Below are 17,913 nucleotides of genomic sequence, written 5' to 3' on the forward strand. Positions count from 1 at the left end.
TCTGAATCGTCAGTACAATAAACACGTATTGTACGAATATCAAAACTTATAGATGATGAAAAAAATATCCTCGAAGGCTGTTCTTGGAATGGTATGCGTTTCTTTGCTAAGCATTGCGCCGCTTACTGCACAGAACTTTCCTCTAAAAGTAGAAAATGATAAACTTGTTTATCAATGCGATGAACGTGGGAACCGTATCTTGGACTTCTCGCAGTGTGGCTACATGAATTCTAATCAGGCAATTCCCGAAGTCCCTTTCATGTTGTTTGTATCTCCTGTAAAAGGAGATAACTCTGTCAGAATCCAACAAGCTATTGACTATGTAGCTTCACTACCACTAAATAAAGAGGGAGTTCGCGGAGCTGTTTTGTTGGATAAAGGGGTTTTTGAGTTGGAACAAAATCTACACATAACCGCTTCGGGTGTGTTATTGATGGGAACGAATAAAGATGAGACTGTGTTGCTCAAAAAGGGCTTTGATAGGAGCGCGCTTATTCGTATAGAAGGAACAATGAATGCGACAATGCTCGATACATTGGCTGTTTCTTCGCCCTATGTACCTGTTAACTCAACCACACTGCAACTTACCCAAACAAATAATATAGCCAACGGTGCGCGTGTGTTTATTGTTCGCCCTTCTACCAAAGAATGGATTGCTTCTTTGAACTGTGATGTGTTTGGCGGTGGTATTGGCGCAATGGGATGGAAACCGGGCGAAATGGATCTTTGTTGGGATAGAACAGTTACTGAGGTAAAAGCCGGATCCATTACAATTGATGCTCCGCTTACTGTAGCGCTTGATGTTGCTTATGGAGGTGCTAAAGTAATTTTATACCAATGGAGTGGGCGAATCGCTCATTCCGGGGTTGCCAATCTTACACTTGTTTCGGATTACGACAAGGACTACCCTAAACACGAAGACCATTGTTGGACGGGTATTTCTATAGAACATGCAGAGAATTGCTGGATACAGCAGGTCAATTTCAAACATTTTGCAGGAAGTGCAGTTGTGCTGCAGCCTACTGCTTCGCGTGTTACGGTAGAAGATTGCATTTCGCTGGAACCGATCTCGGAGATTGGTGGTATGCGTAGAACTACCTTCTTAACCTACGGACAGCTGAATCTGTTTCAACGCTGCTATTCCGAACAAGGTATTCACGATTTTGCCGTGGGCTACTGTGCTGCAGGTCCTAATGCTTTTGTGCAATGCGAGTCTTACGAATCGTTTGGATTTAGTGGTGCGGTAAGTTCCTGGTCGTGTGGTATTCTCTTTGATGTTGTAAATATTGATGGAAATAACCTCTGTTTTAAGAACTTGGGACAAGATAACAACGGTGCGGGTTGGAATACAGCAAATAGCCTTTTCTGGCAATGTACTGCAGCAGAAATAGAATGTTACTCGCCTGCTGATGATGCACGAAACAGAGCGTATGGTTGTTGGGCGCAATTTTCAGGGAATGGTGACTGGGGATCGTCGAATAATCACGTTAGGCCACGTAGTTTGTTCTATGCACAACTACAAGAACGTCTGGGAAAGGATGTAACTGACCGCGCGCGTATATTGCCAATGAGTACCAATGCCTCTACCAGTCCTAGCGTGGAAACTGCTATGAAGTTGGCTCAAGAGGCAAAAACACCTCTATTGACGTTGAACAAATGGATTAATGAACATACACTTACCATTGCACATCCCGCGCGTTTGAAATCTGTGGATGAACTTAAAGTCAAAAAGACAAAGCTTGTAAATACAAATAAGAAGCATGTACAGTTGCAAAATGGCAAACTAACCTATGACGGTATGTTGCTTAAAGGCGGCAAACAAGATATAGCTATTTGGAATGGTAAGCTACGTACACCACTTATTGCTAATGCAGCTCCTCATTTGAGTCGTTTTGTTCCTGGTAGGGAAGGGAAAGGGCTTACTGACCGTATCGACTCTGTGATTACTTATATGCAACGAAAAAATATTCTTGTACTTGACCATAACTATGGGTTGTGGTATGACCGTCGTCGCGATGATCACGAACGTATTCGTCGCCGCGATGGATATGCTTGGGCCCCTTTCTATGAGCAGCCTTTTGCACGGACTAACAGCGAAAAACCGGCATGGGATGGTATGAGCAAGTACGACCTTACCAAGTATAACCCTTGGTATTGGGCACGGTTGAAAGAGTTTGCTGATAAGAGCGAGCAGGTTGGTTTGTTATTGTTTCATCAAAATTACTTCCAACACAACATACTCGAAGCGGGTGCACACTGGGTTGATTCTCCTTGGCGAACAGCCAACAACGTAAATAATACCGGCTTCCCCGAACCGGTACACTTTGCGGGAGATAAACGTATTTTTTATGCCGAGATGTTCTATGATGTCACCCATCCCGTTCGTCGGGAATTGCATCGTAGCTATATTCGCAAATGTCTCGATAGCTTTGCCGACAACCACAATGTAATTCAATTGATAAGCGATGAGTTTACCGGTCCGCTACATTTTGTGGAGTTCTGGATAGATGTTATTGCTGAGTGGCAAGCTGAAACAGGCAAAGATGCTCTTGTTGCACTAAGTACTACCAAAGATGTACAAGATGCCATTCTGAACGATCCGAAGCGTGCTGAAATAGTAGATATTATAGATATTCGCTACTGGCACTACAGAAGTGATGGTACGGTCTATGCTCCCGAAGGTGGAAAGAATTTGGCGCCACGCCAACATGCCCGTGTTATGAATGTAGGTAGGGTTACTTTTGCCGAAGCATACAAAGCAGTTTCTGAATATCGTACTAAATACCCCGATAAGGCAGTGACCTATTACACGCAAAATTATCCGGCTATGGCGTGGGCAGTGTTAATGGCGGGTGGATCTTGCCCAATGCTACCCGTTCGGGATGAACAATTTTTACGCTCTGTTGCGCAGATGGAATTGGTAAAATCTGATACGGAAACGTATCAAAAATTGGTAAAATCTGGTATTGGCTGTATCATATATTCCCATTCAAGTGGAAATATACCAGTTGAGTTAGATGGCGGTAAATATATGCTAAAGCATATTAACCCTGTGACTGGTGTGGTTGATATTGTTTCTAAGTCATTGAATATCAAAGATAAATATCTTCTTGAAGTGCCGGTGGGTAAAACCGGAGTTTACTGGTTTAGTAAGCTGTAGTTCTGTAAATTTCGCTTAAACTTGCCTCTTTGAGGTATTTGTTAAAAATAGTAATAACAGGTAAATAATGTTGTAAAACATGTTACCTGTTTTTTCATGCGCAGTACCAAAAAGTCCACGCCTTAACTCGTATTCTGCCCTAAATTTGTATCATAAAGAAACACCTTTAAATTTTGTGCTATGATGATTAAATCGGCGAATGTAATACAAGCAAACAGAGTGGAGATGGTTGATGTTACCTCCAAACTGTTCGGTGAGTTTCAGAGAGGCAATGCACATGCTTTTTCGCAGTTATATGATTTATATATTGATGTACTCTTCAACTATGGGCGTAGGCTGACAACCGACCATGAATTACTTAAAGATTGCATTCACGATGTTTTTGTAAAGATATACCAGAAACGGCATGAATTAGGTTGTGTAAATAACTTCAAATCCTACATCTTTATTTCGCTGAAGAATAAAATCTGTGATGAAGTGCGTAAGCGCGTCTATATGTCGAGCACAGCTGTCGAAGAGCTTGAACCGGCTTCTTCGGACGATGTAGAAAAGAATTTTCTGAAAAGAGAGCAAGAGCAAAATGAAAATGCCTCAATTGAATACTTGATGAATCAGCTCTCGCCACGTCAGCGTGAGGCACTTACCTTATATTATATAGAAGAAAAGAAATACGAAGATATCTGTCAGATAATGAATATGAATTATCAGTCAGTACGCAATTTAATGTGCCGTGGTTTGACAAAACTTCGCAGCGTGGCAAAATAATTTAGTATCAATAGGTTACACGGCGCATCAATGTCCGTCTTAAGGATATAACAATAGTGCAACACTCGTGGACCGCCAGAAAAATAGAGTTACAGACTTATTAAAAGACGATGATTTCATCGCTTATGCTTTGCGTATTTCTTCGGAAACAGATCCGCAATGTCCACTCAATGGCAGTTGCACATTGAATGAAGAAGCGCAACAAGCCAAACGAATTCTCACAGGAGAAGACCAAACATACCGTCTGTCTAGTATTGAGAAATCGCAACTAAAAGAATCTATATTAAAAAGCATAGAGAGAATAATATAAAAGGGTTTGAAATAAAAGATTGATTGTTTTTTCAGTAGGGAAATTTCGTGTTTTCAAAAGGCAACCTCGTGAGAAGCTGCCTTTTTTTGTGAAAAGCGCGACAACCATATCCCTATGCTTGCCGCGCCTTATGTACAAAAGTGTAATTTAAAAACAGTATCTATTCGTGAGTGTAAACTTCCCAGCCTAAATAGGTCTCGATTGCTTCGAGGATAATATCCTGCACATTGCCGCGGCACATAGCTACGTGGTGTTCAAAACCGTTTTTGCACATGTACTTCATCAGCTTTTGCAGGTTGGGTACTTGGGTAACAGCTATACAGCCATCCATTCCGTAAGGGTCGTTGGTTAACTGACCTTCACCGAGGTAGGATTTGATGATGCCCTTAGGATCGTCTGTTGATATGCGGAAGTATGTGAATGGACCGGCAGCTACCTTGCCTTTCACAGCGCCAAAAGTGTTTTCGGTACCCATAGTGCGGCTTAGTACACCAAGGTTACCCAATTCTATATTGCTACCCACAAAGCTCTTGGGGAAGTTGCCGCAATGGGTGCAGACGCATTTGTTGCGGTCTTCGGCAAAATTGTTATTCCAGTCAGCTAAAGCGGAAGCATTTTGAGAGGCAAGGGTAAGCATATACATAGAAATGGCACCGGCAATATCTACCTCGCATGCACTGGGGATAAGCTTTTCGCCCAACATACTCATAGTAACACAGGCAGCGCAACCATAGTTTACTTGCAGTGAATCCCAGCACTGAATGGCTACAGCATCAATGTCGTTTGCGTCAATCCACTTTTCTACCGCTAAACCAAACTTAGCTTGTTTTAGTAGTTTCTTTTCATAACCACCCGGAACCATCGCATATCCGTGAATGTCTTTTACGCGACTGAGCAGTTTGGTATCGTCATCCGCAATGGTATCTGCCATACCGATAATTTCCGATAAATCTACTGGAACAACCGTGATGCCTGTGCGTTGCAGAATCTTCTCCGAAGCACGTACCGTTTGGAAACCAGCGGGACGAGCGCCAATAGCACCAATGCGTGCTCCACGAATGCTGTTTACCACGCGGCAAATAGCAGCGAAGCGATGAATATCTTCCAGTAATAGCGGGCTATGGATAGAGTATGTATGTAATGTGGTGTCTGTAAAAGGAATGCCGTATTGATACAGGTTGTTGCATACCGAAAGTTTACCGCAAAATGCATCGCGGCGATTATCGAGATCTACCTTGTCATTTTCATCATCGCATGCCTGCACAAGAATAGGCACATTGAGGTTGGCTTGCTGAATAGCAGTGATGACACCGATTTCGAAACCAAAATTGGGCAATGTAACGATGATACCGTCGATTCGTTCGCGGTTCTTTTTGAAAAGTTCAGCGCATTTTACTCCATCTTCGCGTGTTTCCATGCTTCCCGAACCGGTAGGAGTATCTTCTTCATCGAGAATAACGTAGTCGTAGTTGTTCTCGGTAAGTATGCGCGTGAGTGTTTCACGAACATCTTTTGCCAAAGCCGAGTTAAAATAACTACGGGTGGCAAGAATAATTCCAAATGTCGTTTTTTTGTTTTTCATGATTACGGTATTTTAATTAATTGTCTTTTATGCGTGTACGGCGAATGGCATTTACCCATCCGGCGTAGAGTTTATCGCGCTCTTCTTCTTTCATGTGCGGAATAATAGAATCTCCGGAGTTACGCAATGCGGCGACTTCTTCCAGAGAACTCCAAATGCCACGTGCCAGTCCATTCATTATTACCGCACCCAGCGCCGAGGCTTCTTCTATGTTGGATCGGTTGACAGTTGCTGCCAGCATGTCGCTCTGAAATTGCATCAGGAAGTTGTTTTTCGTGGGACCACCGTCTACCCGAAGTTCTTTCAATGAAACACCCGATTGACGACTCATCAGGTCTACCAAGTCTTTTACCTGATAAGCGATGGCCTCCAGTGCAGCTCTTACTACATGGGCTTTTTGGGTTTTCAGCGTCATGCCGTGTAACATGGCTTTGGCTTGAGAATCCCACCATGGAGCACCCAGTCCGGCAAAAGCTGGGACGAGATAAACACCATCATTGTCGGGAACGGCTGTTGCCAAGGATTCTACTTCTTGCGGGCTCTCAATGAGTTGTAATTGCTCTTGCAGCCATTTTATGGTAGCGCCGGTGCAGTGGATATTTCCTTCGAAGGCGTAGTGTGTTTTGCCACAAGCCGAAAATCCTACCGAAGTAACCAATCCATCGGAAGCATCCACTGCCTTTTCGCCAATATTTACCATCACTGAGGAACCGGTTCCGTAGGTGCTTTTTCCCATGCCGGGCTCAAAACACATCTGCCCGGTAAGAGCTCCGTGTGAGTCGCCAAGTACACCGGCTATAACAACGGGTTTAGCAAACAAACCTTGAACAGTGCTTTCGGCAAAAATGCTGTCGCACGGTTTGGCTGTGGGCATCATAGAGCGTGGAATGTTAAAAAGCGCAAGTAGCTCATCATCCCAATCCAAGGTATGTATGTTGAATAGGAGTGTGCGCGAGGCATTGGTGTAGTCGGTAGCATGTGTTTGCCCATCGGTTAATTTCCAGAGCAGCCATGTATCAATGGTTCCTGCCAATAATTTGCCTTCATTGGCGAGCGTACGCGCATCGTCTATATTATCCAAAATCCACTGGATGCCACTGGCAGAAAAATAAGGATCTATGACCAGTCCGCTTTTCCTTTTAATTGTTTCGGAATGTCCGCGTGCGATGAGATTATCGCAGATAGCTGCCCCACGTTGGCATTGCCATACCACCGCATTGCAGAGTGGCTTACCTGTTTCTTTATTCCACACCACAACGGTTTCTCGTTGATTGGTAATGGCAATGGAGTAAGTAGCGTCTTTTCCGGCGCTTCCGTATTCTACCACCTGCTTAATAGCTTTCAGCGTATTATTGTAAATCTCTTCCGCATTATGCTCTACCCATCCCGGAACGGGATAGTATTGCTCGTGCGGAAGGGTGGTGCGATACAATAGTTCGCATCGCCCGTTGAACAAGATGGCTTTAGTTGCCGATGTGCTTTGGTCAACAGCTATGATATAATTTTTCATATGCAGATTAGCTACGATAGAATTCGATAGCAGTTTGGTAGATGCCTTGGGCATCCAATCCGTAGTGACGGAAGATCTCCAATGGCTTGCCATGTATCGCATTCTCATCGGGTATACCTATAATCTTGACGGGCACGGGATGATTTTGTACTACGGTTTCGGCAACAATAGCACCCAGCCCTCCATAGATACTGTGCTCTTCTACGGTTATAATCTTTCCGGTTTCGCGCGCGGCTTTGATGATGGCTTGGGTGTCGGCAGGCTTCAGTGTGTGCATATCAATTACACGTACGTTAATACCTTGTTCTTTTAGTTTCTTGCCTGCTTCGAGACAATGATATACGGTTTCGCCTGTGCCGATGATAGTCATGTCGTTGCCTTCCAGCAAAGTATTAGCTTTGCCTATTTGGAATTCAAACGTGTCATCCTGATATACATCGGGCACGGCATTACGCCCTACGCGGATATAGGTTGGATGTTCGTCGTTTACCAACTGTTGTACCAATTTACGTGTTTGTCGCGCATCGCAAGGTAAAATCACTTGCATTCCGGGAAAGGCGTTTAGTGCGGCAATGTCGTGTAAACTGTGGTGCGTTGCACCTAGAGCCCCATAACTCACGCCACCGCTTACGCCCAGTATCTTTACATTGTTTTTGGAGTATGCTACATCTACCTTAACCTGTTCGAGGCTACGCGCTACGTAGAAACAAGCCGGTCCGCATACAAATACTTTCTTTCCTGCCATAGCAAGTCCGGCACTGACGCCTACTGCATTCTGTTCGGCAATGCCCACTTCTACAAACTGATCGGGAAGCTCTTTGGCAAAACGGTCTAGTGTAACCGAGCCTCTTGCGTCGGAGGTAACAGCTACGATGTTTTTATCTGTTTTTCCCAGCTCTACCAATGTATTTGTAAAGCTCTGGCGGCATGGGATTATTTTGGTTGCATCCATGATGAGTTATGGTTTTAGTGGTTGATGAAAACTAGCGAGGTGTGCGTCCAACTCTGCCATGCTTTGAGTATATTCTTCTTGTGTAGGTATGCCGTGGTGCCATTTCAGCGTGTTCTCCATAAGAGAAATGCCTTCGCCCTTAGTAGTTCGGGAAATAATGAGGTGTGGCTGCCCGTTGTTGTAGTCGATATGATCCAAAGCAGCAACGATACTACTCATGTCGTCGCCATTTACCTCGGTCACATCCCAGCCGAAAGCACTCCAGCGTTCGTTCATCGGTTCGAGCGACATCACCTTCTCGGTAGTATCACTGATTTGTAAACCATTGCGGTCTATGATGGCTACCAGGTTGTCGAGTTTATATTGGTTGGCTGCCATAGCTGCTTCATAGATAGAGCCTTCTCCTTGTTCGCCATCACCCATAAGGACGAACATTTTGTGGCTCTTTTTATCCATTTTAGCAGCTATGGCAAGACCTACACCTGTTGATAATCCGTGCCCTAAAGCACCGGTATTTACTTCAATACCGGGCACCTTTACTGTAGGGTGTCCGGCAAGTTGTGAGTTATAATCTCCGTAAGTATTCAGTAGTTCAGGGGTTATAAAACCTTTTTCTTCCAATGCGCAGTACAAAGCCTCTACGCAATGCCCTTTACTCATAATAAAACGGTCGCGTCCCTCCATCTTGGGCTGCTTAGGGTTGACGTTAAGGGTATGGAAGTACAATGCTGTAAGCATATTGAGCGATGATAGTCCGCCACCAATGTGACCGGCTTTTGCTTTATAGACTATTTCCAATAGCCTTTTTCGTATTTTCGCAGCTGTATATTCCAAGCAGCGAATTTCTTCTTTTTGCTTCATATCTTCTTTTATTTTCTTTTTATGCTTAAAACGAAAGTTTTAGAAACACAAAAGTAAATAAAGAAAAGACAACAGCAAAGGAAAAGGTAAAAAAACGATTGTTTTCCTTTGGTCTATGACTCTGCTATGATATATGCAATCTCGTTATCCGTTAGCATCTTTCGGCTTTCTTTCGAAAGATTTTCATCTGTAATTAATAGGTTGATAAGTGAAAGCGCACCGAGGCTGGCAAATGAGTTTACTCCTATTTTACTAGAGTCAGCTACCAGAAACACTTCATTTGCCGATTCTATCATTGCCCGCTTCACGCAAATGTCGCTGATACTCGGATAGGTTAATCCCGACTTAAGCGTGATACCTGCTGTGGCAAGGAAGAGCTTGTCTACGTGCAGGTTGTAAAAGAAATCGGCGGCTTTTTGTCCTGTCAGTGAAAGAGTAGGGGCTTTGAATTCTCCACCGGTTACAACCAAGTTGATGTTGGGGTGCGCGCCCAATATAAGCGCTATGTTGAGTGCATTCGTAATAACCGTAAGGTCTTGGAAACCAGTGATTAGCTTGGCTATCTCTGTAGTTGTAGAGCCCGAATCGAGGATAATAGTATCTCCATTCTCTATATAAGAGATGGCTTTTTGTGCAATAGTCGCCTTTTCCTCCATATGGCTTTTGTTTTGGAGTGTGATGGTTTTTACACTGGCATCCATATCGATAAGTACCGCACCTCCATGTTCGCGTTTGATAAACCCTTCTTTCTCGAGCAAATCAAGGTCTTGGCGAATGGTTACTTCAGTTACTTTGAAGAGGTGACTCAGATCGAAAACTTTGGCATGCCCATCTTCACGAATGAGTTCCAATATTTTATCTCTACGTTGGTTGGCTAACATGATATTTAAATTTGAAAAGCAAAGATAAACTTTTGCTTGATTATTCTTACGATGAAAAGGTATTTATTCTCTTGTTTTAAGACTGTTTTACCTAATTATTATGAATATTGTTCACGACTATGCTTGAAGATATGAGCCATAGGCGGACGAATTGTGTGCCTATGGACGAGCGGTTGTGCGCCTATGGACGACGGGTTGTGCGCCTATGGCTGGGGGAGCATGAAGCTATGGCTGACAAGTGCTTTTGAATAAGAGCTTTAAGCAATCTCTTTTTGCGACTGTTTTTTGCTTCACTTCTGACTGTTTTTCGAACTGCTTCCCAGTGTTTTCTTACTACAAAAACAGTCGGAAAATTGGTTGTGAAAACCCTGTGAAGGATAAAAGAAGAGGTCTTCACAGACAACCATCTTACTGCCAATTGGTTACAGCGCTTTGTGAATGTGAAGACCTATTTCGTAAAACTACATTTGGAGTGTATATTAATCCATTGGGAATAGGTTTTACCTCCTCGATAGCCAAACCACAGCCCCTCGCTCAGTAGGTACCTGCAATACTATTTCATTTCCGGCAACTATCTTCTGCACTTTTCCTATTTGTTCTCCGCTACGCGGATCAATCCAACGTATTTTGAAGTTTCCGGTTTTATGACGTAAATCAATGGTAACTTCAGATTCGGTAGTGTAAATAACATAACCAACCGAGGGTGTTCCCATACCCCATTGTTTGCCTTGAAGTGTAACTTCCGAAACAGGAAGCATCTCTGCTGTTTCTTCATAAAAACGTGGGAGTGTTACTCGTGGTGTACTACAAAGCGAAGCTCCTGCAATAAAAGGCACCCATCCGCTCATACTCCTTTTATTATAGACTATTACTTTGTCGGGGTATTGTAAACGATATTCTGAAATGGCACGATAGACACCATCTAGACTTTCTTGCCCCACATCCATGATTCGTGCATACTGCCGTTGGGTAAGGCTTACACCTCCTTGTGGGGAGTACAACGAACCATCTGTGCGGTAGTGCCATTGCCGAATGTCAATGATGTCAAGCTGCGAAGCATAGGCTGGATCTGCCAAGATCTCGTCGAGCATATCTTTGGTAGCCGAAAGCATGGTTTTTACATTCTTGCCGGTCTCTTGTTCCCACGCACGAATTACATCGAGCCAGAAGCGAATGAAATGTGCCGGGCCTGTGTACTCAAGCCCCAAGTGATGAATCACATTGTTATGGTCGCCAAGCTCGTCCAGATGTTTGCGTATGTTGAGGATATGGTATTTTCTGCGTTCGGCGTGTGTGGTGTCATAAAAATGGTTGGCCATAAAGACACGTTTGTCTCCTGCATAAAACACATTTTCCGGAAACTCCAGATTGTTGATGTTATTTGCCGTGCGCCACGGATAATCTGCCCAGTGCGCACCTTCTTCGATAATGTTATGCTGCAGATAATGGTCTTGGATGAGTAGGAGCCCATTGCGGTCGGCTACTTCGGCAAATTGTTTCACACGATTCCAGTACCACGGGTTGAACTCGTCAAGGTTATACTTGCTCAGCCTATCGAATGCTTCGCCTATGCCACTACGGCTAAAAGGCTGTTCGTAAAACGGTGCCCACACATCGGCATCTACCCGTCTTGACCGTCCGTGGTCATCGCGGCGACGTTCGTACCACAGCGCAGGAAAATGATTTAGTGCTACAATACCACGACGTTGCATCTGCACGGCAACACTGTCTATGTTGTCGGTAAAGCCATTACCTTCCTTACCCGGGACAAAGCGGCTGAGGTGTATTCCTGCCGAAGCAACAATACTTGGGCGTAGATTTCCACGCCACAGAGCAGTGCGTTGCGTACGTCCTGAAAGTGGCTTGCCACCCTGTACGATGCGCCCGTTTATAATCTCAACAGGCGCTGCCATGGCAGGGATAACCTGTTTTGATTTCTTTACTGCTATATCGTTAATGTCTCGTACGTTATAGGTTAGTGCAAATGGGTGTCTTGCCGTAACAGTATCAATCCATTGTTCCATAATTAACTCGGGCAGCTCCGAACGTTTGTTCATGAATGCCGTATGTACAGCATCCGTCTGTCCGGGAGGATTAGCTACGTAGAGAATATCGTTTGTTTCATTGGACACTCTGCCTGTTCGAGCTCCCCATTGGGCATAGAAGAAACTACGGGGTTGAAGAAATGTGCGTGGCATTTCATGATTGCCGTTGCCATATCCTTGTCCCCATGTACCGAAAGCCCAGTTGTATGCTCCGGGGGGAGCGTCTATATGAACTTGTGGAGCCCGTGTCTCCCAACAAAGAGAGTTTGCACCACTCCAGCCTCCTCCTTGACCATCTACATCGCGGAAAGCGATCTTCAAAGCATTACCATCAATGGTTACACGGTCGAATAATGTTCCCGATGTCCAACCACCTAACGTACCGCTAAAGCTATAAGGATGGTATGAATAGCATTGCACAAAGGCATTAGGCCCTGCTGCTGTAGAGCTTACTGAAAAATCGTGAAACCCATATTCAGCATAACACCGCTGAAACAAAATTTGCTGTCCCGTAGTTTGGAAGGCATAACGACGATAGCCACCAATCTCTCCCACAGGTTCCAAGCTTTTACAATCTTCTATGGTAAAGCGCCGAACGCTTTCCCAAACAGCTACAATACTACTTACAAAGTGCTTCCCTGTAACGCGGCGCACCCAGCCGTCTTCTGCGTTCTCTACAGTGATGGCCATCCAACGATGGTTTTCGTCTTTCTTGTTTTTGGGATTGTATTCGGAGGTAAGGCGCAAGTTCTCAATACCTACATTCCTAATGCGTCCATCCCAGCGTAGACGGCTGATAAAACCACCACCCAGTTCCGGATCGAGTGAGTTCGTGAGTGGTACATCAATCGTAATACTGGTAGGCGAAGCATCAATAACTGTGCGCTCCCAACGTATGTCATAATCGCCCGAACTCCAAGGTGTGAGTGGATAATCCACATATATCCCTATTTTGTCGGCGCCTATTTTCTCAATCCATTGTTTGGTAGAGGGACGGGTAAGAACGATTCGTTCGCCACTTTTTATTCCATGTCCGACGGAAAGCGGAATAACTGTTGCACTCAGCGGCACATATTGTGCGGCAACAGGAATACTGTCGGTTAGCTGTTTGTCTCCTTTACCCAGAATGCGGATAAGGGTTGCGCGGTCTGTCCCCGCTGCAATCAGTTCCGTTCCCTTTTCATCATAGCCGCTACCGCGGAGCACTACTCCTGATTGGGTAATCTGCAGGCTACCTTCCAAGCGATAGCTGCCTGCTTCCAATTGTATAGCACCACGGAAACCATTGGCATCCATAGGCATTGCGCTTACGTAGTCAATAGCTCGTTGGATGTGTTCGGTGGCATCACCTTCTTGTGGTGTTACTTTTATTTTAGCTTCTACAAATGGTATTGACGCGTCCGAAGCCATATAACCGCAATAAGAGTAGTCGGGAATACGGTCTCCATTTCCAAAAGTACGGAGATTCAATGTGCGCTCGGGCGTAATTGTGAGCGATTGACTACTTGCACCTGCTCCTAAACCTAAGAGCAGTGCAATAAAGAAGAAACGCCTGTACATGGCTTCCTAATCCAATAATTTGAATTCAAAATCGCTGAATGTAGCTTCTCCCTCGCCATAAGCGAAGATACCCGGCAGGATGCTCTGGAAATCGTATAGGGTGTTGTGCTCGTAGCCCGATATCTCGTTAGCCCATCCTTGGTTAATCCAATCAACTCCGTTGTAGCTGATGTATCCGGTAATTACATTGCAATCGTTTCGGAGTTTCAGCCACAAGGTATTTTCCCCTTCGTGTGCTTTTCTACCTTTATGAGCGGCTTTTCGCCAGCGATAAGTATTTGTTGTGTCGAAGCTGATACCCACATAGAAATCGGCATTATAGTAAATAACCAATCCTGCATTTACGTCATCGGTTATATTTATTTTAGTGCTGAATTCGTAACTATGAGCACCTGCTACGAACATAAGCGGAGCCGACTCGGCAGGTGTTTTTCCCTGTGCTTTCATCGTTAATACTTTGTCCCTGGCAGATACGCGTGTAGGATCGTAGTTCTTATAATATTTCCAGTCCAGCCCGATGCGGTATTCATCAAGCTTATCTCTTCTATCGGCTATTTTTTCAGAATCAATAGGTTTGCGAATAGGTTGTTCGATGGCTGTTCCCAGCGGTGCTTCAATCCATCCGTCTTTTGTAAACTCAACAGGTTCCAACAGGGTTTGCCGCCCCATGTTCATAAATTGATTCTCGTAAGCATGGTACACAATCCACCATTTTCCATCTGGTGTGTCAATGAGTGAGCCGTGTCCTTTCGACCACCATCTTTCTGTTCGGCTGTATGTGCGAATCAGAGGGTTGTTGGGCGCATTTTCCCACGGACCATCAATGGATTTAGAACGGGCAACAACAACCATGTGGCTCGTTGCAGGTCCGGCTGTACCACCTTGTGCGTTAAGGTAATAGTAGTAATCGCCTATTTTCCTGACTTTAGGTCCTTCGAGGCAGAACCCTTCGGTAACCCATTCCTCCGGGTATTGCCAACCATCATAAACCTTTTTCAACGTTTCGGGGATAACCGAAAGACCGTCTTCTGTTAGTTGCGCGCGCAATCCGTTACTCAGGAAAAGCCACTGTGTGCCATCTTCGCCTACAGCATGGCAAGGGTCAATATGTCCTACTCCCAAATCAAAAGGATCGCTCCACGGACCGTGCGGTGAGTCTGCATAAACTACAAAATTGCCTCTACGCGATACTGTGAAATAAATGTAGAATTTGTCTTTGTACTTCACAATGTCCGGTGCCCATATTGAGCCGAGGTATTCTTTGAGTGCAAAACTAATGGGTTGCCAGTTAACCAAATCTTTGGAATGGAAAACAACTAGTCCCGGCAAATAGTCAAATGCGGAATGTGTCATGTAATAGTCTTCGCCATCGCGTACGATAGACGGGTCGGGATAATCGCCTGCAAGAATCGGATTTAGAAAGTAACCGTTACCTAAATCTCCGTTTTTTCCTTCCCACTGATTGGTAGTTGGTTGCTCAAAATTGCATGAACAAAGAACGAAGGTACTGATTAGAATAAAAAATACGTGTTTCATGAGTGTTGTGTTTTTTAAATTATTATTGCAATATGGCTGCAATATAGACAATTAAGAGCAAAAAAAGAATAGTTTGGTGTAAAATAATGGGTTCCATTAGAAAACGGACTTGGATATTGATGTTGCTCTGGGATAAAGTCTATATATTTGTAACAGTTTCTAACTTTCTTCAAGATTGAACTTTTGAAAAACACAATCTAATGAAAAGATTCCCCTTGCTTATTGCTATCGTTGTTCTATTATTAAGTAGTTGTACTACCAAAGGAACTTTTGAAGTTGCCGATAAAACCTTTCTGCTCAATGGTGAGCCATTCGTTGTTAAAGCAGCCGAACTTCATTATCCTCGTATCCCTAAAGAGTATTGGGAACACCGCATACAGGCGGCTAAAGCGTTGGGCATGAATACCGTATGTCTTTATATCTTCTGGAACTATCATGAACCCGAAGAGGGCAAATATGATTTCTCGGGGCAAAAAGATATAGCCGCTTTTTGTAAACTGGTTCAAAAACACGGCATGTATGTCATTGTACGTCCCGGACCGTATGTTTGTGCCGAATGGGAAATGGGCGGTTTGCCTTGGTGGTTGCTGAAAAAGAAAGATATTAAACTGCGCGAACAAGATTCATATTACATGGAACGAACCAAGTTGTTTATGAATGAGATAGGTAAACAACTTGCAAACCAACAAATAACCAGAGGGGGAAATATTATTATGGTTCAGGTAGAGAATGAATATGGCTCATTTGGAACAGATAAACCCTATATTGCTGCAATACGTGATATAGTAAAAGATGCAGGATTCAATGAAGTTCCATTATTTCAGTGCGATTGGAACTCTAATTTTGAAAATAACGCCCTTGAAGATTTAACTTGGACAATCAATTTTGGCACGGGAGCCAATATAGACGACCAGTTCCGTCGTTTGCAAGAGCTTCGTCCTAATACTCCGCTTATGTGTAGCGAGTTCTGGTCGGGATGGTTCGATCACTGGGGAGCAAAACATGAAACACGTAGTGCAGAAGCATTGGTAAGTGGTATGAAGGCGATGCTTGATAGAAATATTTCATTCAGTTTATACATGACTCATGGAGGAACAAGCTTTGGACACTGGGGTGGAGCTAACTTTCCTAACTTTTCGCCTACTTGTACATCATACGACTATGATGCTCCTATTGGTGAGTCGGGTAATATAACTCCGAAATACCACGAAGTACGCAACCTGTTGAAGAATTATTTGCCGAAGGGACAAACATTGCCCGAAATACCCGATTCAATTCCTACAATTCACATACCTGCTTTTGAACTAACAGAAGTAGCTCCGTTGTTTGAAAACCTGCCTGAACCTAAAGAGAGTGCAACAATTAAATCGATGGAGTTTTTTGATCAGGGTTGGGGAAGCATTCTTTACCGTACGCAACTAAATGCATCAGATGAAGAGCAGACTTTGCTCATTACCGAAGCTCATGACTGGACTCAGGTATTCCTCGATGGAGAGAAGATAGCAACCCTCAGTCGCCTTAAGGGGGAGGAGAGTGTTAAACTTCCGCCTCTAAAACAAGGTGCTCAACTTGATATCTTGGTAGAAGCTATGGGACGTATGAATTTTGGAAAAGGCATTTATGACTGGAAAGGCATCACAGAGAAAGTGGAAATACAAGCAAGGAACGAGACAAAAGAACTCAAGAACTGGCAAGTATTCAATATTCCTGTTGATTATAACTTTGCAAAGAACAAAAAGTATAAAAAAGAAGAGAGTGTAACTAAGCAAGCTGCATATTACAAAGGAAGCTTCACTCTCGATAAGGTTGGCGATACGTTTCTCAATATGACCAATTGGAATAAAGGCATGGTTTGGGTAAATGGCTATGCTATTGGGCGATTTTGGGAGATAGGACCTCAACAAACTCTCTATATGCCGGGCTGCTGGCTTAAAAAGGGAGAAAATGAAATAATTATTTTAGAGATGGCTTCTCCTTTAAAATCAGAAATAGAAGGTCTGAGGAAACCTATATTAGATGTTCAAAGAGGACATGGAGCATATGCTCATCGCAAACTGGGTGAGAATCTTAACCTGACAAATGAAACCCCAGTTTATACAGGAACATTTAAGCCTGGAAACGGATGGCAGCATGTGAAATTTGGTAAGACAATAGATATGCGTTTCTTCTGTATTGAGGCTTTAAGCTCGCATGGCGGAGATGATTATTCGGCTATAGCAGAGTTGGAATTGCTGGGAGAAGACGGTAAGCCGGTGTCGCGCCGGCATTGGAAGGTTATGTATGCCGATAGCGAAGAACTAAATGAAGCCAACAATATTGCTACCAATGTTTTTGATTTACAGGAATCAACCTTTTGGCATACCAACTATTCGACAACTACCCCTAAATATCCGCATCAGCTTGTAATTAACTTGGGCGAAAACAAAAAAATAACAGGGTTTTTTTATTTGCCACGGATGGAAGCCAATAAAACGGGGATGATTAAAGAATATCGGGTTTATGGTAAGATGCAAACGTTTAGGTTGAAATAGAGGAGGCTTGGGGTGTTTTTACATCCGGTTATAGAGTGAAAATGAGTCCGCGAACGCGCGAGCAAATTGTATTAAATAAAAAGAGGAACTTTTTCAAGTTCCTCTTTTTATGTGATCCAGCTGGGGCTCGAACCCAGGACCCCAACATTAAAAGTGTTGTGCTCTACCTGCTGAGCTACTGAATCAATCTTTTTTGCTGTTAAGCGGGTGCAAAGATAAG

At 43.8% G+C, this 17,913-nt stretch carries 11 protein-coding genes and 1 tRNA gene; 4 read left to right on the forward strand and 8 right to left on the reverse strand.

The annotated features are described in order from the left end of the window. The first annotated feature begins 52 nt into the window (after nt 1–52). From D0T50_RS05015 to D0T50_RS05025, 3 genes are all read left to right on the forward strand, one after another. Nucleotides 53–3,160: a DUF6298 domain-containing protein gene (locus D0T50_RS05015; protein ID WP_370520881.1), complete on the forward strand. Its 3,108-nt coding sequence runs from the start codon at nt 53–55 to the stop codon at nt 3,158–3,160. 225 nt (nt 3,161–3,385) lie between these two features. Next, nucleotides 3,386–3,925: an RNA polymerase sigma factor gene (locus D0T50_RS05020; protein ID WP_163222506.1), complete on the forward strand. Its 540-nt coding sequence runs from the start codon at nt 3,386–3,388 to the stop codon at nt 3,923–3,925. A 67-nt stretch (nt 3,926–3,992) separates the two neighbouring features. Beyond that, entirely contained in the window at nt 3,993–4,235 is a 243-nt protein-coding gene (locus D0T50_RS05025; RefSeq protein WP_163222415.1) for a hypothetical protein, read from the forward strand. A gap of 160 nt (nt 4,236–4,395) precedes the next feature. Here the strand turns inward: D0T50_RS05025 and D0T50_RS05030 are convergent, their stop codons facing one another. The 7 genes from D0T50_RS05030 to D0T50_RS05060 all read right to left on the reverse strand — a co-directional run bounded on the left by D0T50_RS05030 (nt 4,396) and on the right by D0T50_RS05060 (nt 15,162). Beyond that, a complete protein-coding gene (locus D0T50_RS05030; RefSeq protein ID WP_163222416.1) occupies nt 4,396–5,817 on the reverse strand; it encodes an L-fucose/L-arabinose isomerase family protein in 1,422 nt (473 codons plus the stop codon). A gap of 16 nt (nt 5,818–5,833) precedes the next feature. Further along, nucleotides 5,834–7,327, reverse strand: coding sequence for a glycerol kinase GlpK (gene glpK, locus D0T50_RS05035; protein WP_163222417.1), 1,494 nt, complete (start codon nt 7,325–7,327; stop codon nt 5,834–5,836). A 7-nt stretch (nt 7,328–7,334) separates the two neighbouring features. Continuing rightward, the gene (locus D0T50_RS05040; protein ID WP_163222418.1) at nt 7,335–8,279 is read right to left on the reverse strand and encodes a transketolase family protein; all 945 of its coding nucleotides are present in this window, start codon (nt 8,277–8,279) and stop codon (nt 7,335–7,337) included. A gap of 6 nt (nt 8,280–8,285) precedes the next feature. After that, nucleotides 8,286–9,140 carry a transketolase gene (locus tag D0T50_RS05045; protein ID WP_163222419.1) on the reverse strand — a complete coding sequence of 285 codons (855 nt, stop codon included), beginning with the start codon at nt 9,138–9,140 and terminating at the stop codon, nt 8,286–8,288. Nucleotides 9,141–9,253: 113 nt separating this feature from the next. Beyond that, nucleotides 9,254–10,021, reverse strand: a complete 768-nt coding sequence (locus D0T50_RS05050) for a DeoR/GlpR family DNA-binding transcription regulator (protein ID WP_163222420.1) — start codon at nt 10,019–10,021, stop codon at nt 9,254–9,256. A 500-nt stretch (nt 10,022–10,521) separates the two neighbouring features. Further along, nucleotides 10,522–13,626 carry a DUF6298 domain-containing protein gene (locus D0T50_RS05055; protein WP_163222421.1) on the reverse strand — a complete coding sequence of 1,035 codons (3,105 nt, stop codon included), beginning with the start codon at nt 13,624–13,626 and terminating at the stop codon, nt 10,522–10,524. A 6-nt stretch (nt 13,627–13,632) separates the two neighbouring features. After that, nucleotides 13,633–15,162 carry a family 43 glycosylhydrolase gene (locus D0T50_RS05060; protein WP_163222422.1) on the reverse strand — a complete coding sequence of 510 codons (1,530 nt, stop codon included), beginning with the start codon at nt 15,160–15,162 and terminating at the stop codon, nt 13,633–13,635. A gap of 200 nt (nt 15,163–15,362) precedes the next feature. Between D0T50_RS05060 and D0T50_RS05065 the strand changes: the two genes are divergently transcribed. Continuing rightward, nucleotides 15,363–17,693, forward strand: coding sequence for a beta-galactosidase (locus D0T50_RS05065; protein ID WP_163222423.1), 2,331 nt, complete (start codon nt 15,363–15,365; stop codon nt 17,691–17,693). Nucleotides 17,694–17,805: 112 nt separating this feature from the next. Here D0T50_RS05065 and D0T50_RS05070 read toward each other — a convergent pair. Continuing rightward, a tRNA-Lys gene (locus D0T50_RS05070) sits at nt 17,806–17,878 on the reverse strand. Nucleotides 17,879–17,913 lie beyond the last annotated feature (35 nt).

Source organism: Bacteroides sp. 214 (assembly GCF_010501015.1).
Taxonomy (GTDB): Bacteria; Bacteroidota; Bacteroidia; order Bacteroidales; family Bacteroidaceae; genus Bacteroides.